16 protein-coding genes and 2 pseudogenes are annotated in these 26768 nt (G+C 68.5%); 7 read left to right on the top strand and 11 right to left on the bottom strand.

The genetic code is table 11. From position 1 onward, the window contains the following. Positions 1-131 precede the first annotated feature (131 nt). Complete coding sequence (locus ACZ7OO_RS27240; RefSeq protein WP_471508557.1) at positions 132-1568, top strand: MBL fold metallo-hydrolase RNA specificity domain-containing protein; 1437 nt, start codon at positions 132-134, stop codon at positions 1566-1568. A gap of 175 nt (positions 1569-1743) precedes the next feature. On the opposite strand, the gene ACZ7OO_RS27235 is transcribed toward ACZ7OO_RS27240, so the two are convergent. The 3 genes from ACZ7OO_RS27235 to ACZ7OO_RS27225 form a co-directional block, all read right to left on the bottom strand. After that, positions 1744-2490 carry a CBS domain-containing protein gene (locus ACZ7OO_RS27235; RefSeq protein ID WP_471508555.1) on the bottom strand — a complete coding sequence of 249 codons (747 nt, stop codon included), beginning with the start codon at positions 2488-2490 and terminating at the stop codon, positions 1744-1746. 32 nt (positions 2491-2522) lie between these two features. After that, a complete protein-coding gene (locus ACZ7OO_RS27230) occupies positions 2523-5210 on the bottom strand; it encodes a bifunctional acetate--CoA ligase family protein/GNAT family N-acetyltransferase (RefSeq protein ID WP_471508553.1) in 2688 nt (895 codons plus the stop codon). Positions 5211-5346: 136 nt separating this feature from the next. After that, positions 5347-7677, bottom strand: coding sequence for a heavy metal translocating P-type ATPase (locus ACZ7OO_RS27225; RefSeq protein ID WP_471508551.1), 2331 nt, complete (start codon positions 7675-7677; stop codon positions 5347-5349). A gap of 311 nt (positions 7678-7988) precedes the next feature. On the opposite strand from ACZ7OO_RS27225, the gene ACZ7OO_RS27220 reads away from it, so the two are divergent. Beyond that, positions 7989-8276 (top strand): SHOCT domain-containing protein, encoded by a 288-nt coding sequence (locus tag ACZ7OO_RS27220; RefSeq protein ID WP_471508549.1) that lies wholly within the window; start codon positions 7989-7991, stop codon positions 8274-8276. A 128-nt stretch (positions 8277-8404) separates the two neighbouring features. On the opposite strand, the gene ACZ7OO_RS27215 is transcribed toward ACZ7OO_RS27220, so the two are convergent. The 8 genes and pseudogenes from ACZ7OO_RS27215 to ACZ7OO_RS27180 form a co-directional block, all read right to left on the bottom strand. Next, complete coding sequence (locus ACZ7OO_RS27215; RefSeq protein WP_471508547.1) at positions 8405-10144, bottom strand: AIPR family protein; 1740 nt, start codon at positions 10142-10144, stop codon at positions 8405-8407. Between the two features lie 183 nt (positions 10145-10327). Further along, positions 10328-11719 (bottom strand): hypothetical protein, encoded by a 1392-nt coding sequence (locus ACZ7OO_RS27210; RefSeq protein WP_471508662.1) that lies wholly within the window; start codon positions 11717-11719, stop codon positions 10328-10330. Between the two features lie 81 nt (positions 11720-11800). After that, positions 11801-12256, bottom strand: a pseudogene (locus ACZ7OO_RS27205) (TniQ family protein); the annotation flags it as partial. Further along, complete coding sequence (locus tag ACZ7OO_RS27200) at positions 12253-12759, bottom strand: hypothetical protein (protein WP_471508660.1); 507 nt, start codon at positions 12757-12759, stop codon at positions 12253-12255. The pseudogene ACZ7OO_RS27205 and the gene ACZ7OO_RS27200, both read right to left, overlap by 4 nt. Before the next feature lie 936 nt (positions 12760-13695). Next, a pseudogene (locus ACZ7OO_RS27195) lies at positions 13696-14160 on the bottom strand (TniQ family protein); the annotation flags it as partial. Next, positions 14157-15182, bottom strand: a complete 1026-nt coding sequence (locus tag ACZ7OO_RS27190) for an AAA family ATPase (protein ID WP_471508546.1) — start codon at positions 15180-15182, stop codon at positions 14157-14159. The pseudogene ACZ7OO_RS27195 and the gene ACZ7OO_RS27190, both read right to left, overlap by 4 nt. Positions 15183-15409: 227 nt before the next feature. Beyond that, entirely contained in the window at positions 15410-17650 is a 2241-nt protein-coding gene (locus tag ACZ7OO_RS27185; RefSeq protein ID WP_471508544.1) for a transposase, read from the bottom strand. A 47-nt stretch (positions 17651-17697) separates the two neighbouring features. Beyond that, the gene (locus ACZ7OO_RS27180) at positions 17698-18576 is read right to left on the bottom strand and encodes a TnsA-like heteromeric transposase endonuclease subunit (protein WP_471508543.1); all 879 of its coding nucleotides are present in this window, start codon (positions 18574-18576) and stop codon (positions 17698-17700) included. A 455-nt stretch (positions 18577-19031) separates the two neighbouring features. Between ACZ7OO_RS27180 and ACZ7OO_RS27175 the strand changes: the two genes are divergently transcribed. From ACZ7OO_RS27175 to ACZ7OO_RS27155, 5 genes are all read left to right on the top strand, one after another. Next, the gene (locus ACZ7OO_RS27175; RefSeq protein ID WP_471508542.1) at positions 19032-19901 is read left to right on the top strand and encodes an oxygenase MpaB family protein; all 870 of its coding nucleotides are present in this window, start codon (positions 19032-19034) and stop codon (positions 19899-19901) included. A gap of 119 nt (positions 19902-20020) precedes the next feature. After that, positions 20021-22246, top strand: a complete 2226-nt coding sequence (locus ACZ7OO_RS27170) for a serine/threonine-protein kinase (protein ID WP_471508540.1) — start codon at positions 20021-20023, stop codon at positions 22244-22246. A gap of 144 nt (positions 22247-22390) precedes the next feature. After that, positions 22391-23956 (top strand): phytoene desaturase family protein, encoded by a 1566-nt coding sequence (locus tag ACZ7OO_RS27165; RefSeq protein ID WP_471508538.1) that lies wholly within the window; start codon positions 22391-22393, stop codon positions 23954-23956. Positions 23957-24099: 143 nt separating this feature from the next. Continuing rightward, on the top strand, positions 24100-25209 hold the full coding sequence (locus ACZ7OO_RS27160; protein WP_471508536.1) for an NAD(P)H-dependent flavin oxidoreductase: 1110 nt from the start codon (positions 24100-24102) through the stop codon (positions 25207-25209). Then, the gene (locus tag ACZ7OO_RS27155) at positions 25206-26759 is read left to right on the top strand and encodes an acyl-CoA synthetase (protein WP_471508534.1); all 1554 of its coding nucleotides are present in this window, start codon (positions 25206-25208) and stop codon (positions 26757-26759) included. The genes ACZ7OO_RS27160 and ACZ7OO_RS27155 overlap by 4 nt, the downstream gene beginning before the upstream one ends. Positions 26760-26768: the final 9 nt, after the last annotated feature.

The raw sequence follows: 26768 nt of genomic DNA, 5'->3' as shown, positions 1-26768 counted from the left end.
TACGCGGCTGCCGGCCGCTTCTCCGCGTCTCCTACGGGTCCTTCCCGCCACTACCAGCACACCACCGAGACCGCTGGCCCACCAGGGCCGATCGGCCCCGATGCGGCGGCAATCGCGAGGAGCCCGATGACATGACAACCGCCCTTCATGACTCCGCGGCCCTGCCGGCCGTACGGCCCCGGCCCGCGCTGCTCACCTTCCTCGGCGGCGTCGGCACGGTCACCGGCAGCAAGTTCCTGGTAGAGAGCGACCACGCCCGGGTCCTGGTCGACTGCGGTCTCTTCCAGGGTCTCGCCGACCTTCGCCGACGCAACTGGCGCGGCTTGCCCTGCGACGCGGGGGACATCGAGGCCGTCGCGATCACGCATGCCCACCTGGACCACTGCGGCTTCCTGCCGCGGCTGGTCCGCCACGGCTTCCGCGGCCGGGTCGTGACGACGGAGTTCAGCGCCCGCCTCATGGAGATCGTGCTGCGCGACAGCGCGAAGCTGCAGATGGAGGCCGCTCAGCACGCCAACGAGCACGGCTGGTCCAGACACCGGCCTGCGCAGCCCCTGTACGACGACTCCGACGTGGACCGCACCCTCAAACTCCTCGACCCGGTCCCGACCGGCACCGAGACCGGCCTGGCCACCGGAACCCGGCTGACGCTGCATCCCGCCGGCCACATCCTCGGCTCGGCATGGGCGCACCTCACCCTGGAGGACGGTCACACCGTCGCTGTCAGCGGCGACCTCGGCCGCCCCGGCCACCCCCTCCTGCTCCCGCCGGAGCCCTTCTCCGGCGCAGACGTGCTGCTCGTGGAGTCGACGTACGGCGACCGGCAGCACGAGCAGGAGGGGGGCCGGGCCCGGTTCGCCGGCGTGCTGAACCGGACGCTCGCCCGCGGCGGCACCGTCGTCATCCCGGCGTTCGCTCTGGACCGCACCGAGGTCGTCCTGCACGAACTGGCTCAACTGCGCCACGCGGGCCGCCTACCGGTCTCCGTTCCCGTCTATGTCGACAGCCCCATGGCACTGGCCGCCCTGGACGTCTACCGGGACGCCCTCCTGACCAGAGCCCCGGAACTCCGCCCCGAGATCACCGCGGAGGGCACTGTCGCCCTCAGCCCCGAGCCGTTCCTTGCCGTGCGCACCGTTCAGGAATCCATTGACATCAGCCGCTCCGGCGGCCCGGCGATCATTGTCTCCGCCTCGGGCATGGCCACCGGCGGCCGTGTCCTGCACCACCTGCGCCGCGTTCTGCCCGATCCACGCAACGCGGTGGTCGTGGTCGGCTTCGCCGCGCAAGGCACACGCGCCCGGGACCTCGTCGACGACGCCCGGGTGCCGAAGATGTTCGGTGAGTACGTTCCGGTCAGGGCGACGGTGGCCGACGTACCGCACTTCTCGGCGCATGCCGATGCCGGCCAGATCATCGGCTGGCTGCGCGGGGCCACAGCACCGCACACGACGTATTTGGTGCACGGCGAACCGGACGCGGCCGTAGCACTCCGCGACCGCATCGACCGCCAACTGGGATCGACGGCGGTCGTACCGCGTTCTGGGGAGCATGTGCTCGTTCGCTGAGCATGCACGCGACGGGACCCGGCCGGTCATCGGCCCGGGTCCCGTCACACGCCAGTGGAACTCTCAGTACGGCAGGTGCCGCCCCGACGGCGTCCGCAGGTCCTGAGACTCCGCGCCTGAGTTGACCGGCCCAATGGCCCCATGAGGCGGACGGCGCAGCCGCCGCACCGACCGCTCACAGCCTGGAGGACTTCTCACAACCGGCGCAGCCAGTCGTCGGCCACCCCGTGTGCGGCCGGGCCGGCGGCCTTCCCGTGCCTGTCGCGAAGCGGTAGGTGAGGTCGTCGACCACGTCCACGACGCCGTCGATGCGCCGAGTGATGGCGACGGAGACGGCGGCATCGCTGTGGCGTTCCAGTTGCCCGGAGAGAGTGACCACACCTTCGCAGACGGCCACGTCCACGGTGTGCGGGTCGAGCCAGAGTGCGTCGACGAGCACCTGGCGCTGCACAGCCCGCCGGATCTCGTCGTCGCTGCGCAGGAAGACCTGGAGCAACTCGCGGTGGGTGACGATGCCGACGAGCCAGTCCTCCTCGTCGACCACCGGCAGACGTTCGATGCCGTGCCGAGCCATCAGCCGGGCGGCCTCCGGCAGGCCGGCTTCGGCACGCACCGTCACCGCGGGTGCCGACATGATTCCGCGGGCCGTACGAGCCCGGCTCCGTGCGAAACTCTCGCGTGTACGACGCCGGTGCTTGCACGCCCAGACGTTGAGACGGCCGCCGGTTTCACTCGACCGCGCCTGGCGCTGCATCAGATCGGTCTCGGAGACGACCCCGATGACCTTGTCGTCCTCGTCGATCACGGGCAACCCGCTGATGCCGTGGTCACGCAAGAGTCGGACGACGTCCTTGAACGGGGTGTCGTACTGGGCGGTGACGACGTCGCCGCTCATGACGGCACCGATCTTCGTCGTCTTCATGGCCGTCCTCCTTTGCAATGGTCGTGGCCCGGTCAGCGAAGTCGGCGCAGGTACGGGTCGTGGGGCCGGCGCGGAACCAGCCGTACGCGAGCGTCGAGGGTGGTGACGCCGTGTGGCCCGGCCAGCACAGGGTTGAGGTCGGCCTCCGCCAGCTGGGGAAGGTCCGCGGCCATCCTGGAGAGGCGGTGCAGGAGTTGCTCCAGGTGGCCGAGGTCGACGGCAGGGCTGCCGGCGTAGCCGAACAGCAGGGGAGAGCAGCGTGGGGAGGTGAGCAGGTCGTACACGTCCAGGTCGGTCAGCGGGGCGAGCCGGGCGGCGTGGTCGGCGAGCAGTTCGGTCGCCGTACCGCCGAGGCCGAACACCACGAGGGGTCCGAAAACCTCGTCCTGGACGACTCCGGCGAACAGTTCGGTGCCGCGCTCGGCGAGCGGCTGGACGACCACTCCGGTCATCCGGTCGCCGAATCGGGTGACCAGATCGCGGTGGGCGGCCCTGACCTGTGAGGCGTTCTGCAGGTCGAGGTGGAGGGCGTGTTGCTCGCTCTTGTGGACCAGACCCGGCCAGTAGGCCTTCATGACCACGCGTCCGTCCGGTCCGGCGAGCCGTTCGGCCGCTGCGACCGCCTCATCCTCGTCCCGGGCCCATACCCAAGGGATCTGTCGGATGCCGTAGCAGCCCAGGAGCACGGCCGTGGTCTGAGGGTCGAGCCAGCCGCCCTCCGGATGGGCCTCCAGGTAGGCGGTGGCCAGGTCCTTCGCGCGTACGGTTTCCACGTCCGGCAACTGCGGTACGGCGCCCGGCTGTCGGGCGAGCCAGTCGGCGCGCGTTGCGGCGTGGGCCAAGGCGTGGGCGGCGTCCTCGCCGTCGGAGTACGCGGGCAAGGTGCCCCTGCCGACGGTAGGCAGCAGCTCGACGCGGGCCGCTTGCGCGGGGAGCACCGCGACGACGGGGCGGGCGAGCGGGCCAGGGGCCGAGGTCAGGGCGCGTACCAGGTCTTCTCTGGTGGCCGTGGCGACCGCCGTGGGGACCAGGCTCACGAGGACGGAGTCGACAGCGCCGTGCCGGGCCAAAAGGCTGATGCATGCCTGTAGTTGCTCCTCGCCGACGGCCGCAGTGACGTCCACGGGGTTGGTCGCGGTGGCGCCGTCGGGCAGCAGGGCGAGGAGTTCGTCCACCAGGTCGGCGGCGACTGGCGGGATCACCAGTCCGGCGTCCACGCACGCGTCGGCGGCCAGGACACCGGCCCCGCCCGCGTTGCTGACGACGGCGACCTTCGTACCGTGGGGCAGCGGCTGGGCATGCACCAGGGCGGCGGTGTCCAGGAGTTCACCGATCGTGCGGGTGGCGGTGATGCCGGCCTGGGTGAACAGGGCCTGCCGGGTCATGGTCGGGGTGGCCGCCGCCGCGGTGTGCGAGGCTGCGGCCCGCCGCCCGGCCTCGGAGCGGCCTGCGTCCACGGTCAGCACGGGCATGGTCCGGGCTACCCGGCGGGCGGTGCGCGAGAAGGCGCGGGGGTTGCCGAAGGACTCCAGGTGCAGCAGCGCCAGGTCGGTGTGCCCGTCGCTCTCCCACCACTGGAGCATGTCGTTGCCGCTGACGTCGTACTTGTCGCCGAGCGAGACGAAGGTCGACACCCCGATGCCCAGCCGGGCCAGCCCATCCAGCAGCGCGATGCCGACACCGCCGGACTGCACGGCCACCCCGGCGGTGCCTGGTCCGGGGTGCCGGGCGGCGAAGGTGGCGTCCAGGTGGACGTCGTCCTCGGTGTTGGCCAGGCCCAGGCAGTTCGGGCCGACGAGCCGCATGCCGTGGCGTCGGCACGCGTCCATCAGTGCGCTGCTCTCGTGTGTGTCCAGGCCCGCGGACACCACGAGCAGGGCGCGCACGCCGATCCTCCCGCACTCTTCGGCCACCTGGGAAACGGATGCGGCCGGTAGGGCGATCACGGCCAGCTCGGGCACCTGCGGCAGGTCGGCGACGGACCGGCAGGCGTGCACCCCGGCAATCGCGGCGGCCTCCGGATGCACGGCGAACAGCCGCCCGGTGTAGGAACCGTTCTGAATGTTCCGCAGGATGGCGCGCCCGACCGACCCTGGCCTGGGGCCCGCGCCGATCACGGCGACCGTCCGGGGCCGCAGCAGCGGCTGCAAACTGATGACGTCGGCCAACCGACCCCGGGCTTCGACCGCGCTCAAGTAGGTCTCGTCCTCCGTGAGTTCGACCGAGCAGTGCACCTCCGGCCCGTCGAAGTGGCGCGTGACGCGCAGCCCCAGGTCGTGGAAGACCTTCAGCACGTCGTGGTTCTCGGCCAGGGCGTCGGCGCTGAACGCGGTGATGCCCGCCGTACGCGCGGCGTCCGCGAGGTGTTCCAGCAGGAGGGTTGCCACACCACGGTGATGCCAGCCGTCGGCTACGGCCACCGAGATCTCCGCCGTGCTGTCGCCCGGCAGCACCTCGTACTCGGCCAGCCCCACTAGCCGCCCGTCGTACTCAGCGGCCAGCGCGCGGTACCCGGGGCGGCCGCCCTTGGCCACCCGCTCGACGGCCTGCCGGGCGGAGGACGGGCTGACGGAGAAGAACCGCAACCGCAGGTTCTGTGGTGACATCGCCTCGTACAGCTGCTGCACCTGTGCATGATCAGCCGGACCCGCCTGCCGTATGCGGACTGTGGTTCCGTCGGCCACCAGGGCATGCACCGGGGCTTCCTGGATGCCGGTCATCACGAACTCTCCCTCCGGAGGATCCCGCGTTCAGCGTCCGGCGGCGGGGGCCCGGTGGCACAGGGGCTGACCGGGCACCGCGCGGGCCGAATGGCCCTCCGGTGCGGAGCGCTCCGGCACAAACCCTTGCCGGATCTCACTGGGCCAGCGAGAAATAGCTCTCCTCCTCCTGCGTGAAGTGCAAGCGAAGGACGGTGTGCAGCCCGTACAGGCAGGAACGCAGGTCGTCGAGCTGGCCAGGGGACAGGCCGCCTTCGGCGCGGGCCAGCTGCAGGTGGGTGGCGATGCGGCGGGAGAGGCGTTCGATCTCGGTGTGGGCCCGGCTCATGGTGGCCGTGGCCTCCGGGCCGCCGAGCGCGGGGGCGATGGCGGGGTAGAGCTCGTGCTCCTCGGCGTACTCGTGAGGCAGCAGCCGATCGGTGAGCAGCCGGTGCGCCTCCTCGACGGCCGCCAGAGCCTGTGGGCCGGGGCGGTCGGAGAGGCGGTCGGCCGCGCTGTGCACCGCTTCGAGCACATCCTGGAGGTCGTTGTGTTCCGAGGCGAAGCGTTGGATGAGCGCCTCGGCGGCGGGGGCCAGCGCCGGCCGTGTGGCCTGATCCGTGCGCAGCGCGCGCAGGGCGTTCAGGATGACCGCCACGTCGATGGCCTCCTGGAGGAGGGCGCCGCCGGCGGGTGGTAGGAGGCCGAAGGCGGCGGCGGCCATCGCGGCCAAGGACATCGCCATTCCGCCCAGAGCACTCTGCACAGCGATCCGCCGGGCCCGTACGGCGATGAAGACGGCGTCGACGAGCCGGTCCACGCGATCGGTGGTCAGCACGATGTCGGCAGCCTCCGAGGAGGCGGTGGAACCGCGGGCCCCCATCGCCACACCGATGTCCGCGGCGGCCAGCGCCGGCGCGTCGTTCACGCCGTCGCCCACCATGACGGTGACCGCGCGTTCTCGTTCGGCCCGTACGACGGCGACCTTGCCAGCGGGGTCGAGCCCGGAGCGGACGTCGTCCAGGCCGAGGACGGCGCCCGCCTCGGCTGCCGGCTCCGCGCGGTCGCCCGTCAGCATCATCAGCCGCTCGATGCCCGCGGCCCGCAGGTGGCGCAGGGTGCGCGGGGCGTCGGGGCGGAGGGGATCCCGGAGCAGCACCGCACCTACCGAACATGCGTCGACGGTCAGCCAGGCGACGGCCGCGCCGTCGAGAAGCGCCCGGTTGTCCACCGCCCTCGCCCAGGCCGGGCGGGCGCCGGACGCGTCGATGCGGCCGACGGACACCCGGTGCCCGTCCACGGTGCCTGAAGCACCTCGGCCGGGTTCCTCCGTGACGTCGGACGGCACCGACAGGACCAGCTTCCGCTCCTGCGCGGCGCCGACGATCGCCTCGGCCAGAACATGAGGGGAGTACTGGTCCAGCGACGCGGCCTGCCTCAGCACCTCCGCAGGCTGCCACCCCGGTGCGGCAACCACGTCGAGGACGTGAGGGCGGCCGCGGGTGAGGGTGCCGGTCTTGTCGAGCAGCAGGGTGCGGGCCCGGCCCAGGTTCTCCAGGGCGCCACCGTCGCGCATGACGACTCCCAGGCGTGAGGCGCGGGAGATTCCGGAGACGATGGCCACCGGAGCGGCCAGCAGCAGCGGACAGGGGGTGGCGACCACCAGCACCGCGACCGCTCGGACCGCCGAGCCACTGAGCAGCCATGCCAGTCCCGCCACCGTGAGGGTGAGGGGCAGGAACCAGGCCGCGTAGCGGTCGGCCAGCCGGACCACGGGTGCGGACTCGGCCCCGGCCTGCCTGGCCAGACGCACGATTCCGGCGTAGGTACTGTCCTGCTCGGCTGCCGTGGCCCGCAGCTCGAAGGCGTGGCCGGCGTTGACCACCCCGCTGCGGACCGTGTCACCCGCCGCCCGTTCGACGTGCAGGGACTCGCCGGTGAGCACGGACTCGTCGAGGCTGGCCACGGCGCCCTCTACCCGCCCGTCGACCGGGACGACCTCGCCAGGGCCTACGACGAGCAGGTCCCCTACGGCGACTTCGGCCAGCGGAACCGTGGCGACGCCGGCCGCTGTGCGGCGGCGCGCCGAGCGGGGCGCACGCTCCAGCAGCGCACGCAGATCGTGCGAGGCGCGCCGCTGGGCTGCCGCCTCCAGGGTGCGACCGGTGGCCAGCATCAGCGCGATCAGCGCACCGGCCAGGTATTCATGGACGGCGAGGGTGCCACCGAGAGCGAGAACCGCGATCAGGTCGACGCCAGCACGGCCGTGACGAAGTGCGGTGAGCACCCAGCCCACCGCCGGTAGGACCGCGGCCAAGGTGCCCAGACCCCACATGAGGTCGGCGAGGCCCTCGTCACCGGCGAGCCAGGCAGCACCCCCTGCAGTCAAGGCCGCCGCCGTGACGGCCAGAAGGGCGGGCTCCAGCCATTCCGAGGCGACGGCCACGGTCAGGGAGCGCAGCCGTGTGATGAAGGCGGAGCGGTTCATGGCCACCTCTGTCCGTCCGGCATTGCTGCATGAAGCCTGATCCCCGTCCATCACATCCCGGCGCGCTGGCCCCGCGACAGGGGACGAGTGGCCCTGCCACCAGGGCCATACCAACCCTGTTCGCGCTATCGCGGTCGTCCGCTGCGACACGCCCCGAGCACCCTCGATGCGATGAGGTCCCATCGGCCCCTCGCGTTGGCCTCACCGACCCATGACATGCTCTGTGACCCGAGTGAACCTAAGGAGCGGGCACTCCAAAGCAGCAGGCACCGGGCGTATTGCTCCCGGCGTCCGAAGGGGATGAGCCACCAATGTTCTGGTACGACCACGACGTCGGCGGATGGGGCTGGTTCGCCATGTCAGCCGGCATGATCTTCTTTTGGGCGGTGATCATCGCCTTGGGCGTCCTTCTGTACCGCGCTTTGACGAGGCCAGGAGGGAGCAGCGACCATGCCGACACCCGGCCGCTCGACCCCACCCCTGAGCAGATCCTTGCCGAACGCTTCGCCCGAGGCGAGATCGACGAGGACGAGTACCACCGCCGCCTGACCGTCCTGGCGAAAACCACTGGCGACGTTCCTCGGCCCGGTCGGCACTGATCGGGAGGTGACAGCCGTGGACGAGAGGCTTTCCGCGGGTGCCGTGATGAACGGGGCGTTGTACGCGATCAGTGAAACGAGCCTGAAGGTAGACAGCCATACTCCCGTAGGGCATCACGATCAGCTATTCAGCCTTCGATGTGATAACGACCTTGAGACACGACCGCCTGGCGGATCTTGGTGGTGAAGTCGGCGGTACGGGCGATGCGGTCGACTCCACCAGCCTTGCTGCGACGCAAGACACCTTTGAAACTCTGCTCGAGAGTGCCCGTCATGCGGGACATGAGGTCGTCACTCAGGTGATCGAGATCGATGTTCAGAAGGTCCCGTGGCGTGGGCTGCCGTAGCCGTGTGAGGGTGTACGCCGACATTGCGGCGAGTGGGTGGAGCCAGTTCTCCACAGAGTCGCCCAGTAGGGGCCGGTCTTCGGCGTACCGGGTCAGGAAGGTTCGCAGTCGGGTGTGGACGTCGAGGCTGAGACGGTAGATGTCCAGGTCGTGGCGTGGCGAGAAGATCCGGGCGTAGTGCTGGTCGTCGAGGAGCAGAGCGTCCGAGTGCCGTAGCGCGGTGTGTGGCTCGCGCAGGACGAAAGCGGTGAACTCGCGTGCGAGCCGGGCCATGCTGACGACGCGGTCGAGTGGAAAACCGAGGTTGCGGTAGTAGCTGGCACGGCGCTCGTAGTAGTAACCGCCCGCATGGTTGAGGCTTTCCTCGATGTCCTTCTGGATGGATTCGGTTGCTCGCAGGGCGCCGGCCGGCAGCTGGGTCTGGCTGTTGGTCGCCCGGATGATGCGATCACGAGCGGTGCCTGACTCAGGCGCCACCACGATTTTGACCAGGAGGGACCGGTCGCGGTGGTGGCCGCCGTTCTGGAAGTAGCTGTAGATCTCATGGCTGGTTTGCAGCCCGTTGACGATCTGCGGGTCCTTGACGACGATCTTCTTGCCGGCGATCTGGGCGGCGTCGCCCACGACGGTGACACCGTTGTTGAACCACCAGAAGTCCTCGCCCGTGGCGGACTTGAGTGTCTCGCCGATGGCGTTGTTCACCGACGTGGACCCCGCGTAGTCGCGGACGTTCGACTCGAACAGCTCCAGCCGCAGTGCCTCGTTCTCGGAGGTGATGAAACGGTAGTACTCGTCAAGCCGCGCCAGACACACGTACCCCTCCCCGAGGGACGTGCTCATCGGGGTCTCGGTGAACACCAACTGTGCGACCGCTTTGGCCCCACGAGCGGTCCGTTCCCGCAAATCAGCGGCATTGAGGTACTCCAGATCTGCGCTGGTGTCGGAGGTGATCTTCGAAAGCTCTCTCCGGAGTCGGTCTCCCTTCGCCTTGACGTTCGGGTGAGGGGTCTCAGCCGACTTGTTGGCGTAGATCACCTTGATGCGAACCTGCGGGAACGAGGACGCCAACTCCTCGAGGATGTGCAGGAAGCGCCTCGTGCGTTCAAGCAGTTTGGCGTTGGTATGGGCGACCAGGTCGTCTTCGTCCCTGCTCATGTCCAAGAGGGTGGGCAGGTGGAAGTGCAGCTTCTCGATCACGGACTCCTGGTAGCCCGACGAGTTCTTCGCCTGCAGGATCACCAACTCGATCTTGCTCGCGCGCGAGGAGAGGAACTGATGCGCGTCGGCGGTGATGTAGCGCTCGTCCACGAAGGTCCAGATGCCGTCGATGCCGCAGTCGTGCGCCCCATCGACGATGCCGTCCAAGATCTCGTCGTTGTCGAGGTCCCAGTCCTGCAAGGCCTTGTCGGCGGAGAAGAAGGTGAAGAAGTCGTCCCTGCTCTTGTCCGGCGCCAGCTTGCGGTGCTGGTCCTCCAGGATGCGGTCGAGCAGCCGCTGATCATTGTTCTGCACAGACGTCACGCGAGACCCCCACCAAGCCCTCGGACCGAGACAAATAGATGTTGGCAGGCTGATGAGACGGTGAACACCCCGCGTGCAGCAGGGCTTTGCTGGAACCGAAGCGGGTGTTCGACGTGGCAGCTGGTGTGCCGGAGGCGAGTGCCGTCGACGCCTCTCAGGGTCGCCAAAGCGCGGAGGGTCCGTTCACCCTGTGATCTCGCTTCCCGCGAGTCTGCTGGAGGTGGATGCTGCCGAAGTCCCTTGCTGGTCGGAGATAGCGGCCAGACGAACTGCGTAGGCTTCGAGACGGCACAGCAGTTCCAGTTTGGCGCCCTTGCGATTTGCTGGTGTACGGAGCTGGCTGATCGATGCGACGAGTCGATGAGTGCTTTGGCCAGACTGGCGTAGGGCACTCAGCACGGGGCTGTGAAGATGATCGCCTTGAGTCACCTGCGCCCAGATGAGGGCGGTCGCGGTCTCCTCGTTGGGCGAGTTGATCCCTCGTCGGAAGCGGCTGAGGCCGTGGCACAGCTGAGCCCAGTCAGTGTCCGACAACTGCCATGGTTCGAGGAGCGCACGGCGACTCCGATAGTCGACGCGATCAGAGCTGGCATCCAACTGGCGGGCGAGGCTCTCCATCGCCTCATCGAAGGCGGGCCAGAGGTTGCTCTCGGTAAGTGCATTCTTGACCACCCTGAGGGACTGCTGAGCAGTTCGCCACGGGATTTGAAGCTTCTTCGCGCACTCCGGCCAGGTGCCGCCGGCACTCATCTCCGCCAGCTTGAGTGAGGCGACCCGACGCAGATGCCGCACCTTCCCATCGCTGGGATGTTCCGACAAGGACAGCAGGTCGCTGAAGTGTTCGTGTAGCCACGTCTCCGGAAGGAGAGCCGGCACGTGCTGGATCCCGAAACGACACCGTCGCGAAGGAACCTGCTGTTTTGCCTGGCGGCGGCCACCGGCCCGATAGAAACCGTCGGACCGGCAAGCGAGGGCTCGCGCCAGGTCAGGGGAGACATCCATTCGCCGCAACGCCGCGCCGATATTTGCGGCACTGCGGCCGTAAGCGGCGGCAGCGAGCGGTTGGACACGATCGACCAGGCCGGAAGCCCCGTGATCTTCGCCGACGAGTAGGGCATGCGCGGCAACCAGCAGCGCGGCGCACTCCGCAGGATCCTCGGGTGCGGGCCAAGTGCTGCCGGCGCGCTGCCCGGGTGCGTATCGGTGGCGTTGGACGGCGGCGGAGACCAGGTGGTGGTCGATCAGGTCGGCCAGCGGCCCGGAGGGCGCGAAGCAGGTACCGTCGGGCCAGCTGAGTCGAATGAGATGCGCGGCGACGATGAGATCCGGGAAGAAGTAGCGGTCCAGAGGATCCGGATGTGAATGCGACGCATCGCGGTGAAGTGTCAGGTGCTGATCGATACGGTGTTGCAGGGCCAGCAGTGTAAGAAGATCGGAGTCCGTCACTGCGGTAGCCCGAAAGCCCTGGTCAAAGCGCGCCGAGCACAGGGAAGCTCGCGGGCCCTGCCCTCCGAGTGCGGGCGGAGCAAGGTGCCGGCACTGGGCGGGGTGCAGTCCGCTGACGGTGCGCTGCATGATCAGCCCTTGGCGCTCGGTAGTCGCGGGCTGGTTGGGCAGGCCACGGCAGCGCGGGCAGGTGTGGACGAGCAGGCACCGGTGCGTGGTGCACGCGAAGGACACCGGAAGGTGCCAACGCAGCTTCCACGGACCTCCGTAGAGGCGTTGAACTGTACTTTCGTCTCCAGAGAGGCAGGCGGGGCAGTAGCGGCTGGAGAGGTTTGCCGCCCACGAATTTCGAGCAGCGGTGGCATTGCGGTTGCCATCGAGCCGAACGGAGGCCAGTGGAGGGTATGAGTCGGCGAGAGAGGAGAGGGTCAGGGCGTGGGCCTCATCTATGTTCAGACGGGTGACGCGTGCGAACTCCTCGGCACGGCTCGTGGGCAAGGCCAAGAGGTACTCTGCTGGCAGACGGTTCTGACGGTGACTGAGACCGCACAGCTCTGCGATTCTGGCCGGTGAACGCTCCAGGCGACAGGCCAGTCGGAGTACGAGCCCGGGCAAGGACTCCTCGGGCAGCGGTGTGAGGCCACGTGCCAGTGGGCGTACGGTCATCGGATGGGAACGCACTGGTAGGCGCTGTTGAGCAGGGCGTCAGCTGTTGTCGGCATGTCAGCATGCAGGGCTCCTCGATCGCAGGCTTGGCTTAGCCGATCTGCATAGAGCTTCAGCCGCCGAGACAGCGCCACAAAGCTCGGTCGCTGACGGCGGATAATGCTTCCGATCTCGTCGGTGATTCGGTCGGGCACCTGACACATGGAGCGTCGCCGGGTCACGGTCGGGCTGTGAAGGTAACTGGCCTCGTTGGCCCAACTCCAGATGATGGCCTCGCCGACGCACGGATCGCCTGAGGCGCCACGCTCTTCAAGCCCGCTGATGTCCGCACAAATCCGCATCCACTGACCATGCGAAAGACGCCAGTTTGAGGTTAAGCGGCGGCGATTGGAGTAGTCGACTCGGCGATCCTGGTTGTGCAGCAGCAACGCGACATCATCGATGGCTGACTCGAAGACGGGCCACAAGCCGGCGTCGGTCATCTGCTGGCCCAACACGTTCATCGTCCGCATTGCGCTTCTCTCTGGGATCCCCAAGGCAGGAGCGCATGCGCGCCAGCCTTGCCCAGTGACCAATTCGGCGAGCCGAAGTGAACCGGCCCACCTGAGGTGACGCTCGAAGCGCCCCGTGATCTCGGTGAAATGCTGGGTTAACGGTCGGAGATGGGTTTCGTACCAGTCTCTGAGGAGTAGTGGTGGAATCTCCTCAACGCGGTAACCATACAAACAAGGGGTCGTCCTAAGGGCGCATCTTTTCTGGACTCCGTAGACGCGCGGAGCGGTAGCTCGAAGCAGTACCGCGGAGGCATCGCTCTTGCGGAACAATTTGTTCCCGGTCGAGGTGGACCGCCGGTAGACCGCTCGGGCCAGGGGTTCGACTCGCTCCCGTAGGGAGGCCAAGTCCCGGTCACCGAGTGCCGTTGCTGCGGCAAGAAGGAGGGCCGCAGAGCAAGCGGCACGGTGCGGCGCGCTGCGTTGTGCTTGCAGGGCTTCCGAGGAGTGCGAAGGCGGAGCGGCGCATTGATCGACGAGATCCATCAGAGGGGACGAGGGCAGCAGTGACGCGCCGAGTGGCCAGCTCAGTGTGATCAGCTTTGCTGTGAGAACCAGGTCGGAAAAGTAGGTATCCTGCCCGTCGCCGCTGTACTCCTTGCTCGGCGTGTCCGGCGCCAGTCGGTGGTCCAAGCGCTCCTGCAGCCGGAGGGTTCGAGCCAAGTCCTCCGCAGAGAGGGCGGCGGTCGGAGTCCTCGGGGTGTCCAGTCGAGCGGCGCAAGGTGTGGCAGGGCCGTGGTGGCGACGAGCCACACCGAGTGCCTGGCTTCGGCACTGTGCCGGATGCAATCCGCTGACATGTGGTGATTGGAAGAGGACGTAGCGTCTGACGACCCGCCCACTCAGTGGTTGCGCGCAATGCGGACAGGTATGTTCAAGGAGGCATTGATGCTTTGTGCAGGCGAATACGACAGGAAGGTGCCAACGGAGCTGCCAAGCGCCACCGAAGGCATCTTGAACCGGACTGGCATCTCCCTTCAGGCAATCGGGACAGTACCGACTCACGGGATTCACGGCCCAGTCAATGTTCGACTTGCTTCTCGTGCGGTCGCCACCGGCACGCAGTTTGGCCAGTGGCGAATAGGCGCGGGCGATTGCCTCGAGCGTCAAGGCGTGTGTCTCAGGCACTGTCAACTGTGCGGCCGTCGCGAGGCGCTGGGCTACATCTGGGCTGAGTCCGCGCAATTGATCCTGCGGGACGCCATCGCTTCGGCACTCCAGACCGCATAGGGTCGCCACACGGTGAGGCGTGATGTCCAGCCGGTAGGCCAGCCTGAGGGTAAATCCGCTCAAGGACTCGCCCGGCAATGGATCAAGGCTACGCGCGAGGGGACGATGCGCCGTCGCCGTCATCCAGCAGACTCCGCTGGACCGGAGTCGTCGAAGACGCTGTTCCTGCCCTTCGCTCTCTTCTTGGGAGGATTCTGGATCGGAGGAATCGTCGGCTGCTCACCGGATTCTGCGTCGAGGTCGGGCAGGTCCGTAGGGCTGACCCGGCAGCGGTTCAGCAGCCCCGTGTCCAGCCGCTCACAGCCGTCCTCGATGGCGAGCCGGCATCCACGCTGGATGAGCTTCTCCAGCAGTCCGACCACTCCGTTGGTTCGGCCGAAGAGGTATTCCGGCATGGCACCACCGCTCAGCATGCCCGAGGTATCGGTCAGAAGCCTCAAGCTCTGTTCCAGAGCTGCAAGGTGGTCGACCCAGGCATTGATCTGTGCGGGGGAATCGTAGCTGAAGGCTTCCAGTTCGATCATCTCGAAGCGCCGCTCGTGTTGCGTTGCTGCCTCCGGGTTGGGGCTGCGCCCACGGTCCCTGACCGGCGGGATGATCCATTGCTTACGGACAGGGTCGAAGCGGCCGCGACGTAGCAGTCCGGAGACGGGGATGCCGACCCCCACGAGGATCAGGGTGACGGACATGCTCATCACCTCCAACAGCAGGTCCAGGACATCCTGGTCGCTTTCGCGGTGCAGCTTGAGCCGAGTGATGTCGTCGATCACGAGGGCCTTTGTGGCATGTGCGGAGATAGCGGCGTTGACGGTGCGGATCAGGTCCTCCTGCCGCATGTTCTTGTAGTCCTCGCCGTAGAAGTCGAGGATGCGCTGGCAGGTGGACACAGGAGTGGCCTTCACAGGACACCGGACGTACGCGACCGGAGCCAGCAGGTCCCTGGTCCCGGCCATGGCCTCTGGGTTCATGTACTCGTTCACCTCCAGCCATTCAGCCTCGAACGCCGCCAGGGCTTCGCACACGGTTTCCGTCTTTCCTTGCGCACCGCCCCCGTTGACCATGACACCCGTGCGGATGCCGGCTTTGTGACTGTAGGCACCGTCCTCGATCCGAGCCTTCACCAACCACGCCACCGCATCGCTCATCGGAGTGCTGAGAACCGGCAGACTGCTGTGAGTGGCCAGACGGTGGAGGTCGTGAATCCGGCGCCGGCGGGGAGACATGTTCGAGTACTGGCTCCGATCAAGGACCGGGGCCGACTCGAACGACTCTCGGGTCCGGACCCACCGCTGCCAGCCTTCGACGCGAGTACGGTCGATCGGAGGGCCGGGAAGGAAGGCGGCAGAGTCAGAGCTGGGCTTGGCGAGAGCAGTCATGCTCGCCCTTCTGGTGGGGTGCCGGCGTCGGACTCGTCGTCGAGGAGGTCCATGAGGCTGGTTCCGCGCAAGCGCTGGCCGAGCGTAGAGGGCACATGTGGCTCGTGGTCTCCCGCTTCGCGCCTGCGTTGGCGCTCCGTATCGATGGCTGCTTGGCCCTGTTCGACACGTTGACGCCAGCGCAATTCGACGACATTGTCGGCCGGTTCAGCCTGGCGGGGAACACGCAAGTCAGTGGCGTCGTCCATGGGCATCGGTTTGGGCCTGTCCGCGGCAGCTGCAGAGGCCTGGGAAACCTCGCGGGCGTGTTCCACTCTCTGAGATTTCGTGAGCCGAGTCGGCCAATGCTCCACAGGCACCTTGCCTCCGATCAGGTCCAGCAAGAGAGGCAACAGGTCCTTGTCGGACTTCGGTGTGAGACCTTGCTTGCGTAGATCACGCATGACCTGACGCACTCGGGCGTCGCTGAAAGCAGGCATGCGCCCCTCCTCCGGGAGGCCGACCCAGCGCAGTTGGTGCCACTCATGGGTCAGCGGATCCTGGAAGTAAACAAAGCAGGGGTCACGCGGATCCCGGTGGAACACATATTTGTTCTTGGCAACCCCGCCCCGGCCAGAGAGGCGGAAACGCCACTCGTCCAAGGCAGGGCCGTCGTACCAAAGATTTCTGATTTTCACGCCTCGTCGACCGTGGATCGTCACGCGGTGTGTGGGCAACAGGCGGTAGTAGAGATCTGCTGGCGGGATCTGAAGGGCGAACCCTCCCTGTGCCATGGAGGATGCGAACAAGGAGTTCGGACTGTGGTCACCTGATGGGTCCCAACTCGGTGCATATGACCCGAACCTGCGGTTCTGCCAGATCTTCACGATCCATGTGGCAATGAGATGCTCCATCTCGGCAACCGTGAGGCATGCGTCGCCTTCTGGGTCGACGCCTCGGTCGGCACTGTCGATCCCTTGAAAGCCTGGAAGGATTCGGAACAGCAGGGACTGAATAGCGCCGAACGTCCGCTCCACGGCCTGCTTGTCCGGCGGTCGCAGCACCCGGCTCGGGCGGATGTTCGCTCCGATCACCCGCTGTACCTCGATCAGATGGTGATTCTTGTAGACCGAACCGTGGTCCGTCGTCACCGTCTCGGGCGAGAAGAACGGCAGGCCGGCGACTTTACCACCGGCGAAACCGGCCACAACTGTGCTGGGCACCCCGGGGTACGCCCACTCCATTTCGTCGCCCCAGTCGGGTCGCATGGGCAACGGCATCATGACATCACGCAGGATCATGGCAATGTCGACGGAGGTGTCCGAAACCAGAGTGAGCCGGAAAGCGACAATCGAATGTGTGTAGACATCCAGGGCCAAAGTAAGGTGCACCGAAACCGGATCACCGAATACTGTTTCGCGTACCTTCACCGGCAGGACCGTTGTGTCGAGCGCGACCACCTGACCAGGGCGGCTCACCACCACGTGTCGGCCCGTAGCCACTGCCTGGGCTCTGGCCGCCGACACCGCATAACGCTGACGGGCCCCCGAGGAGCCGAACCACTCGCGCCACACGACGCGAAGTGTTTCGTAGCTCGGTACCTTCTCCTCCTCTCCGAACTCCTCCCGCACGTACTGATGGATCAGGCGTTCACGGTCCTTGGCGGTGAGCTTGGAACGGTGCAGGGTTTCATGGCGCACAGCGAAGATCGCCTCGCGCACCGCGCTCGAGATGTGACGCCCGGTTGCCTCCCGCAGCCAGCGGTCATCGGCGCACCCCGCCGGCCCGAATCGACGTCGGTCGAGATCCCAGCGGACCAGGGTGCGGTAGCTGACCTTGTCCAACCTCTGTTCTGCCGCCAGATCCGGGTTAGCGACAGTGTCCTTTCGCAACTCCCGTACCTTCGCATGGCGGCGCTGTGTGAGCGTGGTGGAGTCGGGGTCGTACTGAGCCTTCGGCTCTCCCGGCAGCGCCTTCATGGGATCACCACTGCGAAATCCTGAATCCACCTCTCGTAGATGGTCCACGCGCAGCATCACCAACCGCTGCTTGTCAGGGGGAAGGTCGAGCATGCTCTTCGGCTGGCGCCCACGGCTTGCCGCCGGCAGATCCTTGCGAGTCCGGGTGGACTGGCGGACATCCGTGCGGTGGATCAACTGCCGTACGGTGGTCTGCCACGGCTGGTGTTCGGGCCGTACGAGAACGACTTTGCCGACCTCAGGGTGGAAGGTCTCCACTGTCCAGGGCAGGCCGTTCACAATGAATTCGTTACCCGCGGAGAGGTCCCACGCTGTGGAGGCCACCATCACCGAACCCGGGCCGCGGCTTCAGACACCGGGGACAGACGTACGGTGCTCCGATCCATCAGCGGCCCCGACATGTCCAGGCCCAATCGACGGTGCCACAACAAATGGATTGCCTGCGCTCGGGCAACTGCTGGGATGGTGCAGCGCTCCACCAGGGCCGAGAATGGCTGCGGGCCGTCCGCGGCCGCAGACAGCAACTGTTGTTGCAAACCCAAAGGGTCCGACAGCTGCCTCCGACCTGCGGACAAGGTGTCGACCAAACCCACCACATGGTCATGCCAGCCTGTGACTACGGCGTAGTTCCAGCCTGCCGCCAGCGCGACTTCTGCGGAAGCGGCGAATTTGACGTCGTCCTCGAAGGAAATCCGGCCAACGGGACGCACATCGATGAGCAACGGAATGGTTTGCGTCAACAGCAGGAAGTCGGGAACGTGTTCCTCAGCCCCTCTAACACTGTTGAAACGTAGCCTGAAGGGCTGAGCCAAGGCTTCCACCAGCGACCCAGAGAAGTCGGCGGCCAGAAGCAGGAGTTCCTCCTCATAGCTCTCGAATCCGTGGTGCCGGTCCGTGCTGACCAGGTACTCGAGGCCTGGTCGGTGCCATTGGTCCGTGCGCCAGGTGAATCGGCGCACAGGAACGCTGGACAACACGTCGACCTGGTGGAGGTCCCTCACTGTGCCGCCGATCAGCGTTCTTCCGAAGCGCCAAGCCGTTGTCCACCGGGCGGTCCAGTCCGGCGGCATGACGAGCTGGGCGACAGCCTCTGCCGGAATCGCGTGTGTGCGTGCGAGGTCGGACAGTGAAGAGACGTCCGACCACAGGCAGGAGGCGGAGGTGTCAATCGGCGCTGGCTCGCGCAGGAGGATCTTGGACGGCATGTCTCTGCCTTGTGTTCAAAGCGGTGAGGTGGAAATTCGCCTGATCATCGTGAGACGTGTCCTGATGCTGCAACTCGTCTCATCGGACCGCGGTGTCGATCAGAGCGACTGTGCTATGTGGCGGGCAATCTCGTCGGCGGCCTTGTGGGCCAAGTGGCACAGGTCCGAGCGTCGCCTCTTGGTGAACCGATCTTGAGCTCTGCACGTCTGGGCAGTGCGCGTCGTGCGAGATGGATGACTACCCTTTCGAGTGAATGATCCTCTGACAATCTGGGCAGGTACTGATCGCAGAGCGGTGCCTCATTCGCGCGGCGGTGCCGTGGGTACGGAGGACGCCGTGAGCTGGGAGCCGTCGGCGTGTACCAATGTGCCAAGAAAGCTCGGTAGCCGGCGCAGCGCGATGCCGCCGCTGGTTGGCAAAAGCGCAGGTCAACGGCGACAAGAGGTGACAACCAATGGCTGTGGTCACACCTGCGGTCATGGGCGGCGACCCCGGACTGTTCACCCCTGACTCCGTGACCTGGCAGCTGCACGGCGACCCGATGATGTGGGTCGCCGGCATCCGCGCGCTCTACCTGCAGGCCCTGCACCCGCGCGCGGTGCGCGGCGTGATGGAGAACTCGGACTTCCGCCGGGACGCCTGGGGCCGGCTGATGCGGACCGCGAACTTCGTCGGCACGACGACCTACGGCACGACGGAGGCCGCCGAGCGGGCCGGGGCCCGGGTGCGGAAGATCCACAGCATGCTGGCCGCGACCGACCCGGACACCGGCGAGCGGTACGGCGTGGACGAACCCGAGCTGCTGCTGTGGGTGCACTGCGCCGAGATCGACTCGTATCTGCACGTCCTGCGCCGCTCCGGCTACCCGCTCACCGACGCCCAGGCCGACCGCTACCTCGCCGAGCACCGGGTCAGCGCCCGCCTGGTGGGCCTCGACCCGGCCGCCGTACCGGCCGACCGGGCGGAGCTGGCCGCCTACTTCCAGCAGATGCGGCCGCGGCTCGCCGTCGGAGCCGACGCACGCGCGGTGGACGACTTTCTGCTCCGCCCTCCGACGCACCCGCTCCTGACACCGGCGCGCGAGGTGCTGTGGCGGCGCGTGGCCCACCTGGCGTACGCCTCCCTGCCGCCGTACGCCCACGAGCTGTACGGCAGACCGGCCCCCGAACCCGCCGTCGTGACCCGTCGACTGCGCGCCACCGGCACCCTGTTGCGCTGTGTTCCCGCACGTCTGCGCTGGCAACTCCCGCCCAAACACATCCTTCGCGCCATGGCGAGGCTCGGCCCCCACGCGCGCCCGGCACCGTACAAAGTCGGGTATTAGACCGCCATACTGGACGACCAGGGGGTGTGTCATGGAACGGGCCGGTTCGCGACGGCCGCACCTTGACGGCGACCCCCTGGGGAGGGCGGGGCTGTAGCGACGGGGGGCGACGGCGCGCGATGGCTGACACCAGGCTGGTCCAGGGGCGGTACCGGCTGCTCGACCTGATCGGACGGGGCGGGATGGGCGAGGTCTGGCGGGCCCGCGACGAGTCCCTCGGCCGGCAGGTCGCCGTGAAGTGCCTCAAACCGCTGGGCCCGCACCACGACCAGGCGTTCACCCGCGTCCTGCGTGAACGGTTCCGCCGTGAGGCGAGAGTGGCCGCCGCCCTCTCGCACCGCGGGGTGACCGTCGTCCACGACTTCGGCGAGCACGAAGGCATCCTCTACCTCGTGATGGAACTGCTGGACGGCCGCGACCTCAGCCAGCTCATGGAGGAGAACAAGCACCATCCGCTGCCCGTCGGCGACGTCGTCGACATCGCCGAGCAGGTCGCCGCCGCCCTCGCCTACACCCATCAGCAGGGCATCGTGCACCGGGACCTGAAACCCGCCAACATCATGCGGCTCACCGACGGCACGGTGAAGCTCTGCGACTTCGGCATCGCCCGCCTCGGCCACGACATCGGCTTCACCTCCCGGCTGACCGGCACCGGCATCGCCATGGGCACCCCGCACTACATGTCACCGGAACAGATCGGCGGCGCCGAGGTCGACCAGCGCAGCGACCTGTACTCCCTGGGCTGCGTGCTGTACGAGATCGCCACCGGGGCACCGCCCTTCGACCTGGACGACGCCTGGGCGGTCCTCGTCGGCCACCGCGACACCCCACCCGCGCCGCCCCGCGGCCGGCGCGCCGAACTGCCGGGCTGGCTCGAGAAGGTCATCCTGGACCTGCTGGCCAAACGGCCCGGGCAACGTCCCTACGACGCCGAGGAGTTGGTCCGCCGGATCGCCTCCGGGCGTACGACACCCACGTACGTCCCCACCGTCGTCACCGCGCAGCCCCAACTCCAACCCTCAGAACCGGCGTTCCGTGAGCACCGGCTGCCGTCCTGGACCCGTGGCATGACCACCGGCCACAAGGCGACCGGCGCCGGCCTGCGCAGCACCCCGCCCGACCCCGGAGCCGGGCTGACCGGGGAGTGGATCGCCCGCCCGGCCACCGGCGCCGCCCAGCCCGTCCCCGCCCCCGACCCGGAGACCGTCACCGCCCTCGCCGGCCGGCACAACGCCGGTCTCGGTCTCGGGCGGCTCGGGCGCTGGACCGAGGCCGGCGAGGTCCACCGCGCGGTCGCCGCCGAGCGCGTCCACCTCCTCGGCCCCGACCACCCGGACACCCTCGCCAGCCGCTACGAGATCGCCTTCACCCTGAGCCGCACCGGGCGCACCACCGACGCCCTGCGCGAGTACACCGAGGTCGCCCGCGCCCGAGAGCACGTGCTCGGCGCCGACCACCCCGACACCCTCGCCGCCCGCCAGGAAATGGCCTACGTCCTGGGCCAGTTGGGCCGTCACTTCGAAGCCCACCAGGTGTACACGGCCGTACTCGCCGCCCGGCGACGGCTGATGGGCCCGGACCATCCCGACACCCTGCGCTGCCGCCACAACCTCGCCTTCAACCTCAGCAGGCTGGGCCGGCTGGAGGACTCGTACCGCATGGCCCACGACGTGGCCGACGCCCGCACTCGCGTCCTCGGCCCGCAGCACCCCGACACCCTGGTCACCCGCTACGAGGTCGCCTACGCCCTGGGTCAGTTGGGACGCTGGGAGGAGGCCCTGGGGACCTACCGCGAGGTCGCCGAGGCACGCTCCCGAACCCTCGGACCCGACCATCCCGACACCCTCGCCGCCCGCTACGAGGTCGGCATCAGCCTCGGCCGCCTCGGCCGCAGCGCCGACGCGCTCACCCTCTACCGCGCCCTGATCGACGACCGCACCCGAGTCCAGGGCCCCGCCCACCCGGAGACCCTGCGCGCCCGCCACGGCCTCGGCGTCAACCTGGGCCGCCTCGCCCGCTGGGAGGAGGCCCTCGCCGAGTCACGCGACGTATGCGCCATCCGCGAGCGGGTCCTCGGCCTCGACCACCCCGACACCCTGGTCAGCCGCCGGGAGGTCGCGGTGAGCCTGGGGTGGCTGGGACGGTGGGCGGCTGCACTGACCGAGTATCGGCGCGTTGCCAGTGCGCGCGAGCGCGTCCTCGGCCCGGACCATCCGGACACGCTGGCCAGCCGGAACGACGAGGCGCACTGCCTGGAGCAGCTGGGGCGAGGGGTCGAGGCGGTGCAGCTGTACCGCCGTGTGGCGGTACTACGCCAACAGCGAGCATCTGGCGGACGCCTGTGAAACGCGCCACATCAGGAGCGCGGGGCTGTGACAATGCGGCTCCGCCGCGTGGGTGCGACCGGCCACACACAACCCGCGCTGTCCGAACGGCCGCCCTGCGGCAAGCCTCTTACTTGGCCAGATCATCATGTGTTACGAAGAACCATGCCCCCTGCCACCGAAGCATCCAGGACCTACGACGCCATCATCGTCGGCGGCGGCCACAACGGCCTGGTCGCGGCGGCCTATCTGGCCAGGGCCGGCCGCACCGTGCTGGTGCTGGAGCGGCTGGGCCGCACCGGTGGCGCCGCCGTCTCGACCCGCCCGTTCACCGGTGTGGACGCGCGGCTGTCACGCTACTCCTACCTGGTCAGCCTGCTGCCCAGGAAGATCGTCCGCGACCTGGGCCTGAACTTCCGTGTCCGCGGCCGCACCATCTCGTCGTACACCCCCGTGGAGCGCGCCGGCCGGCCGACCGGACTGCTGGTCGGCGGCGGCGAGCGGCGCATCCGCGAGGCGTTCGAAAGGCTGACCGGGGGCAAGAAGGAGTACCAGGCCTGGCAGCGGTTCTACGGCATGACCGGCCGGGTCGCCGAGCGCGTCTTCCCCACGCTCACCGGGCCGCTGCCCTCGCGCGAGGAACTGCGCCACCGGATCGACGACAAGGAGGCCTGGCGGGCCCTGTTCGAGGAGCCCATCGGGGTCGCCATCGAGGAGAACTTCACGGACGACCTGGTCCGCGGGATCGTCCTCACGGACGCGCTGATCGGCACGTTCGCCGACGCCCATGACGCCTCGCTGCGGCAGAACCGCTGCTTCCTCTACCACGTCATCGGCGGCGGCACGGGCGCCTGGGACGTGCCGGTCGGCGGCATGGGCGCCCTCACCGACGCCCTGGCCGCGGCCGCGCGCTCGGCGGGCGCGGTGCTCGCCACCGGGCACGAGGCGGTACGGATCGAGACGGACGGCCGGGCCGCCGAGGTCGCCTACCGCACCGCCGACGGCGAGGGGGTCGTCGCCGCCCGGCACGTCCTGGTCAACGCAGCCCCGCAGGAACTCGCCGCCCTCACCGGCGACCCGGCACCGGAGCCCGCCGAGGGCGCCCAGCTCAAGGTGAACATGCTGCTGAAGCGGCTGCCCCGGCTGCGGGACACCGCCGTCGACCCGCGTGAGGCGTTCTCCGGCACCTTCCACATCGCCGAGGGCTACGAGCAGCTGGCCACCGCCCACGCCCAGGCGGCGGCCGGCCGGCTCCCCGCCGCCCCGCCCTCGGAGATCTACTGCCACTCCCTGACCGACCCCACGATCCTCAGCCGTGACCTGGTCGAACGCGGCTACCAGACGCTCACCCTCTTCGGCCTGCACACCCCAGCCCGGCTCTTCACCGCCGACAACGACGCCGTACGCGGCGAACTCCTCAGGTCCACCGTCGCCCAGCTCGACGCCCATCTCGCCGAGCCCCTCGTCGACTGCCTCGCCCTCGACGCGGACGGCCGCCCCTGCATCGAGGCGAAGACCCCCCTGGACCTCGAACGCGACCTCCGACTCCCCGGCGGCAACATCTTCCACCGTGACCTCTCCTGGCCCTACGCCCAGGACGGCACCGGCCGCTGGGGCGTCGAGACCCGGCACGCCAACGTCCTGCTGTGCGGGGCGGGCGCGGTGCGCGGGGGAGGGGTGAGCGGGGTACCGGGGCACAACGCGGCGATGGCGGTGCTGGAGGGGGAGTGACGGGCGGCTCGCCCGGCCCGGTTGTCCGCCACAGAATCCGACCAAGCAAACTCCTGCCGGAGCGAAAACCTGCCGAAGCAGAAATCTGACGGCGCATCAGAAAAGCTCTTCCGTCGGTCGGTCGACTGCGGCATCCTGCGCCCATGCAGACGGAGCTGAGCAAGACCCTGGGAGTCGAGCACGCCGTCTTCGGCTTCACGCCGTTCCCCGCCGTCGCCGCGGCCATCAGCCGGGCCGGAGGTCTCGGAGTGCTCGGCGCGGTCCGCTACACCGCCCCCGACGACCTCAAACGCGACCTCGACTGGATCGAGGCGCATGTGGAGGGGAAGCCGTACGGCCTCGACGTAGTGATGCCCGCCAAGAAGGTGGAAGGCGTCAGCGAGGCCGACGTCGAGGCGATGATCCCGGACGGACACCGGCAGTTCGTGCGGGAGACCCTCGCCAAGTACGGGGTGCCCGAGCTGGCCGAGGGCGAGGCGTCGGGGTGGCGGATCACCGGCTGGATGGAGCAGGTCGCCCGCACCCAGCTCGACGTCGCCTTCGACTACCCCATCCGGCTGCTCGCCAACGCCCTCGGCTCCCCGCCCGCCGACGTCATCGACCGCGCCCACGACCAGGACATCCTGGTCGCCGCGCTCGCGGGCAGCGCCCGGCACGCCGTGAAGCATCGGGACGCGGGCATCGACGTCGTCGTGGCGCAGGGCTACGAGGCCGGCGGTCACACCGGCGAGATCGCCACCATGGTGCTCACCCCGGAGGTCGTCGACGCCGTCGCCCCGCTGCCCGTGCTGGCGGCGGGCGGCATCGGCAGCGGACGGCAGGTGGCGGCCGCACTCAGTCTCGGCGCCCAGGGTGTGTGGCTCGGCTCCATGTGGCTGACCACCACAGAAGCCGATCTCTCCTCGCCCGCGGTGACGCGCAAGCTGCTCGCCGCCGGCTCCGGCGACACGGTCCGCTCCCGCGCCCTGACCGGGAAACCGGCACGTCAGCTGCGCACCGAGTGGACCGACGCCTGGGACGACCCGAACGGCCCGGGTGCTCTCCCCATGCCACTGCAGGGCCTGCTCGTCGCGGAGGCCGTCACCCGTATCCAGAAGTACGAGGTCGAGCCCCTGCTCGGCACCCCCGTCGGTCAGATCGTCGGCCGCATGACCAGTGAACGCAGCGTCCAGGCCGTCTTCGACGACCTCACCCGCGGTTTCGAGCAGGCCGTCGACCGCATCAACCGCATCGCCGGAAGGAGCGCCAAGTGACCAGCACGCCCCCCGCCGGATTCTGGGCCCAGGCCGCCCGCGAACCCGACCGCACGGTGCTCGTCGCACCCGACGGCGAGGAATGGACCGCAGGCCGCCTGCACGCCGCCGCCAACCGGCTCGTCCACGGACTGCGCGCCGCGGGCCTGGAGCGCGGCGACGCCTTCGCGGCCGTGCTGCCCAACGGGCCCGAGTTCTTCACCGCCTACCTGGCCGCCACCCAGGCCGGCCTCTACCTCGTCCCCGTCAACCACCACTTCGTCGGCCCTGAGATCGCCTGGATCGTCTCCGACTCCGGTGCCAAGGTGCTCCTCGCCCACGAACGCTTCGCCGGTCCCGCCCGCCACGCCGCCGACGAGGCCGGTCTCCCGGCCACCCACCGGTACGCCGTCGGCGAGGTCGAGGACTTCAGGCCGTATGCCGAACTCCTCGACGGACAGCCCGAGTCGGCGCCCGCGGACCGCGAGCTCGGCTGGGTCATGAACTACACCTCGGGTACGACCGGCCGCCCCCGTGGCATCCGCCGCCCCCTGCCCGGCCGGCTCCCCGAGGAGGCCTACCTCGGCGGCTTTCTCGGTATCTTCGGCATCCGGCCCTTCGGCGACAACGTCCACCTGGTCTGCTCGCCGCTCTACCACACGGCCGTACTGCAGTTCGCGGGCGCGTCACTCCACATAGGCCACCGCCTGGTCCTCATGGACAAGTGGGCCCCCGAGGAGATGCTCCGCCTGATCGACACACACGACTGCACCCACACCCATATGGTCCCCACCCAGTTCCACCGCCTGCTCGCCCTCCCCGAGGAGGTGCGCGCCCGCTATGACGTCTCCTCCATGCGGCACGCCATCCACGGCGCCGCCCCCTGCCCGGACCACGTCAAACGGGCGATGCTCGACTGGTGGGGCCCCAGCGTGGAGGAGTACTACGCGGCCAGCGAGGGCGGCGGCGCCTTCGCGACCGCGGAGGACTGGCTCAAGAAGCCCGGTACGGTCGGCAAGGCCTGGCCCATCAGCGAACTCGCGGTCTTCGACGACGACGGCAACCGGCTGCCGCCCGGTGAACTCGGCACCGTCTACATGAAGATGAACACCGGCGGCTTCTCCTACCACAAGGACGAGGCCAAGACGAGGAAGAACCGCATCGGCGACTTCTTCACCGTCGGCGACCTCGGCTACCTCGACGAGGACGGCTACCTCTTCCTCCGCGACCGCAAGATCGACATGATCATCTCCGGTGGGGTCAACATCTACCCCGCCGAGATCGAGTCCGCGCTCCTCTCCCACCCCGCCGTCGCCGACGCCGCCGCCTTCGGCATCCCGCACGACGACTGGGGCGAGGAGGTCAAGGCCGTCGTCGAACCCGCTCCGGGACACGAACCGGGACCCGACCTCGCCGCGGCCCTCCTCGCCCACTGCGCGGAACAGCTCGCCGGCTACAAACGGCCCAAGACCGTCGACTTCATCACCGAGATGCCCCGCGACCCCAACGGCAAGCTGTACAAGCGGCGACTGCGCGACCCGTACTGGGAGGGCCGCACCCGCCCGGTGTGAGCCCCGGCG

The sequence above is a fragment of the Streptomyces sp. NPDC111744 genome (assembly GCF_055634995.1).
This window is presented reverse-complemented; position numbering and strand designations above follow the sequence as displayed.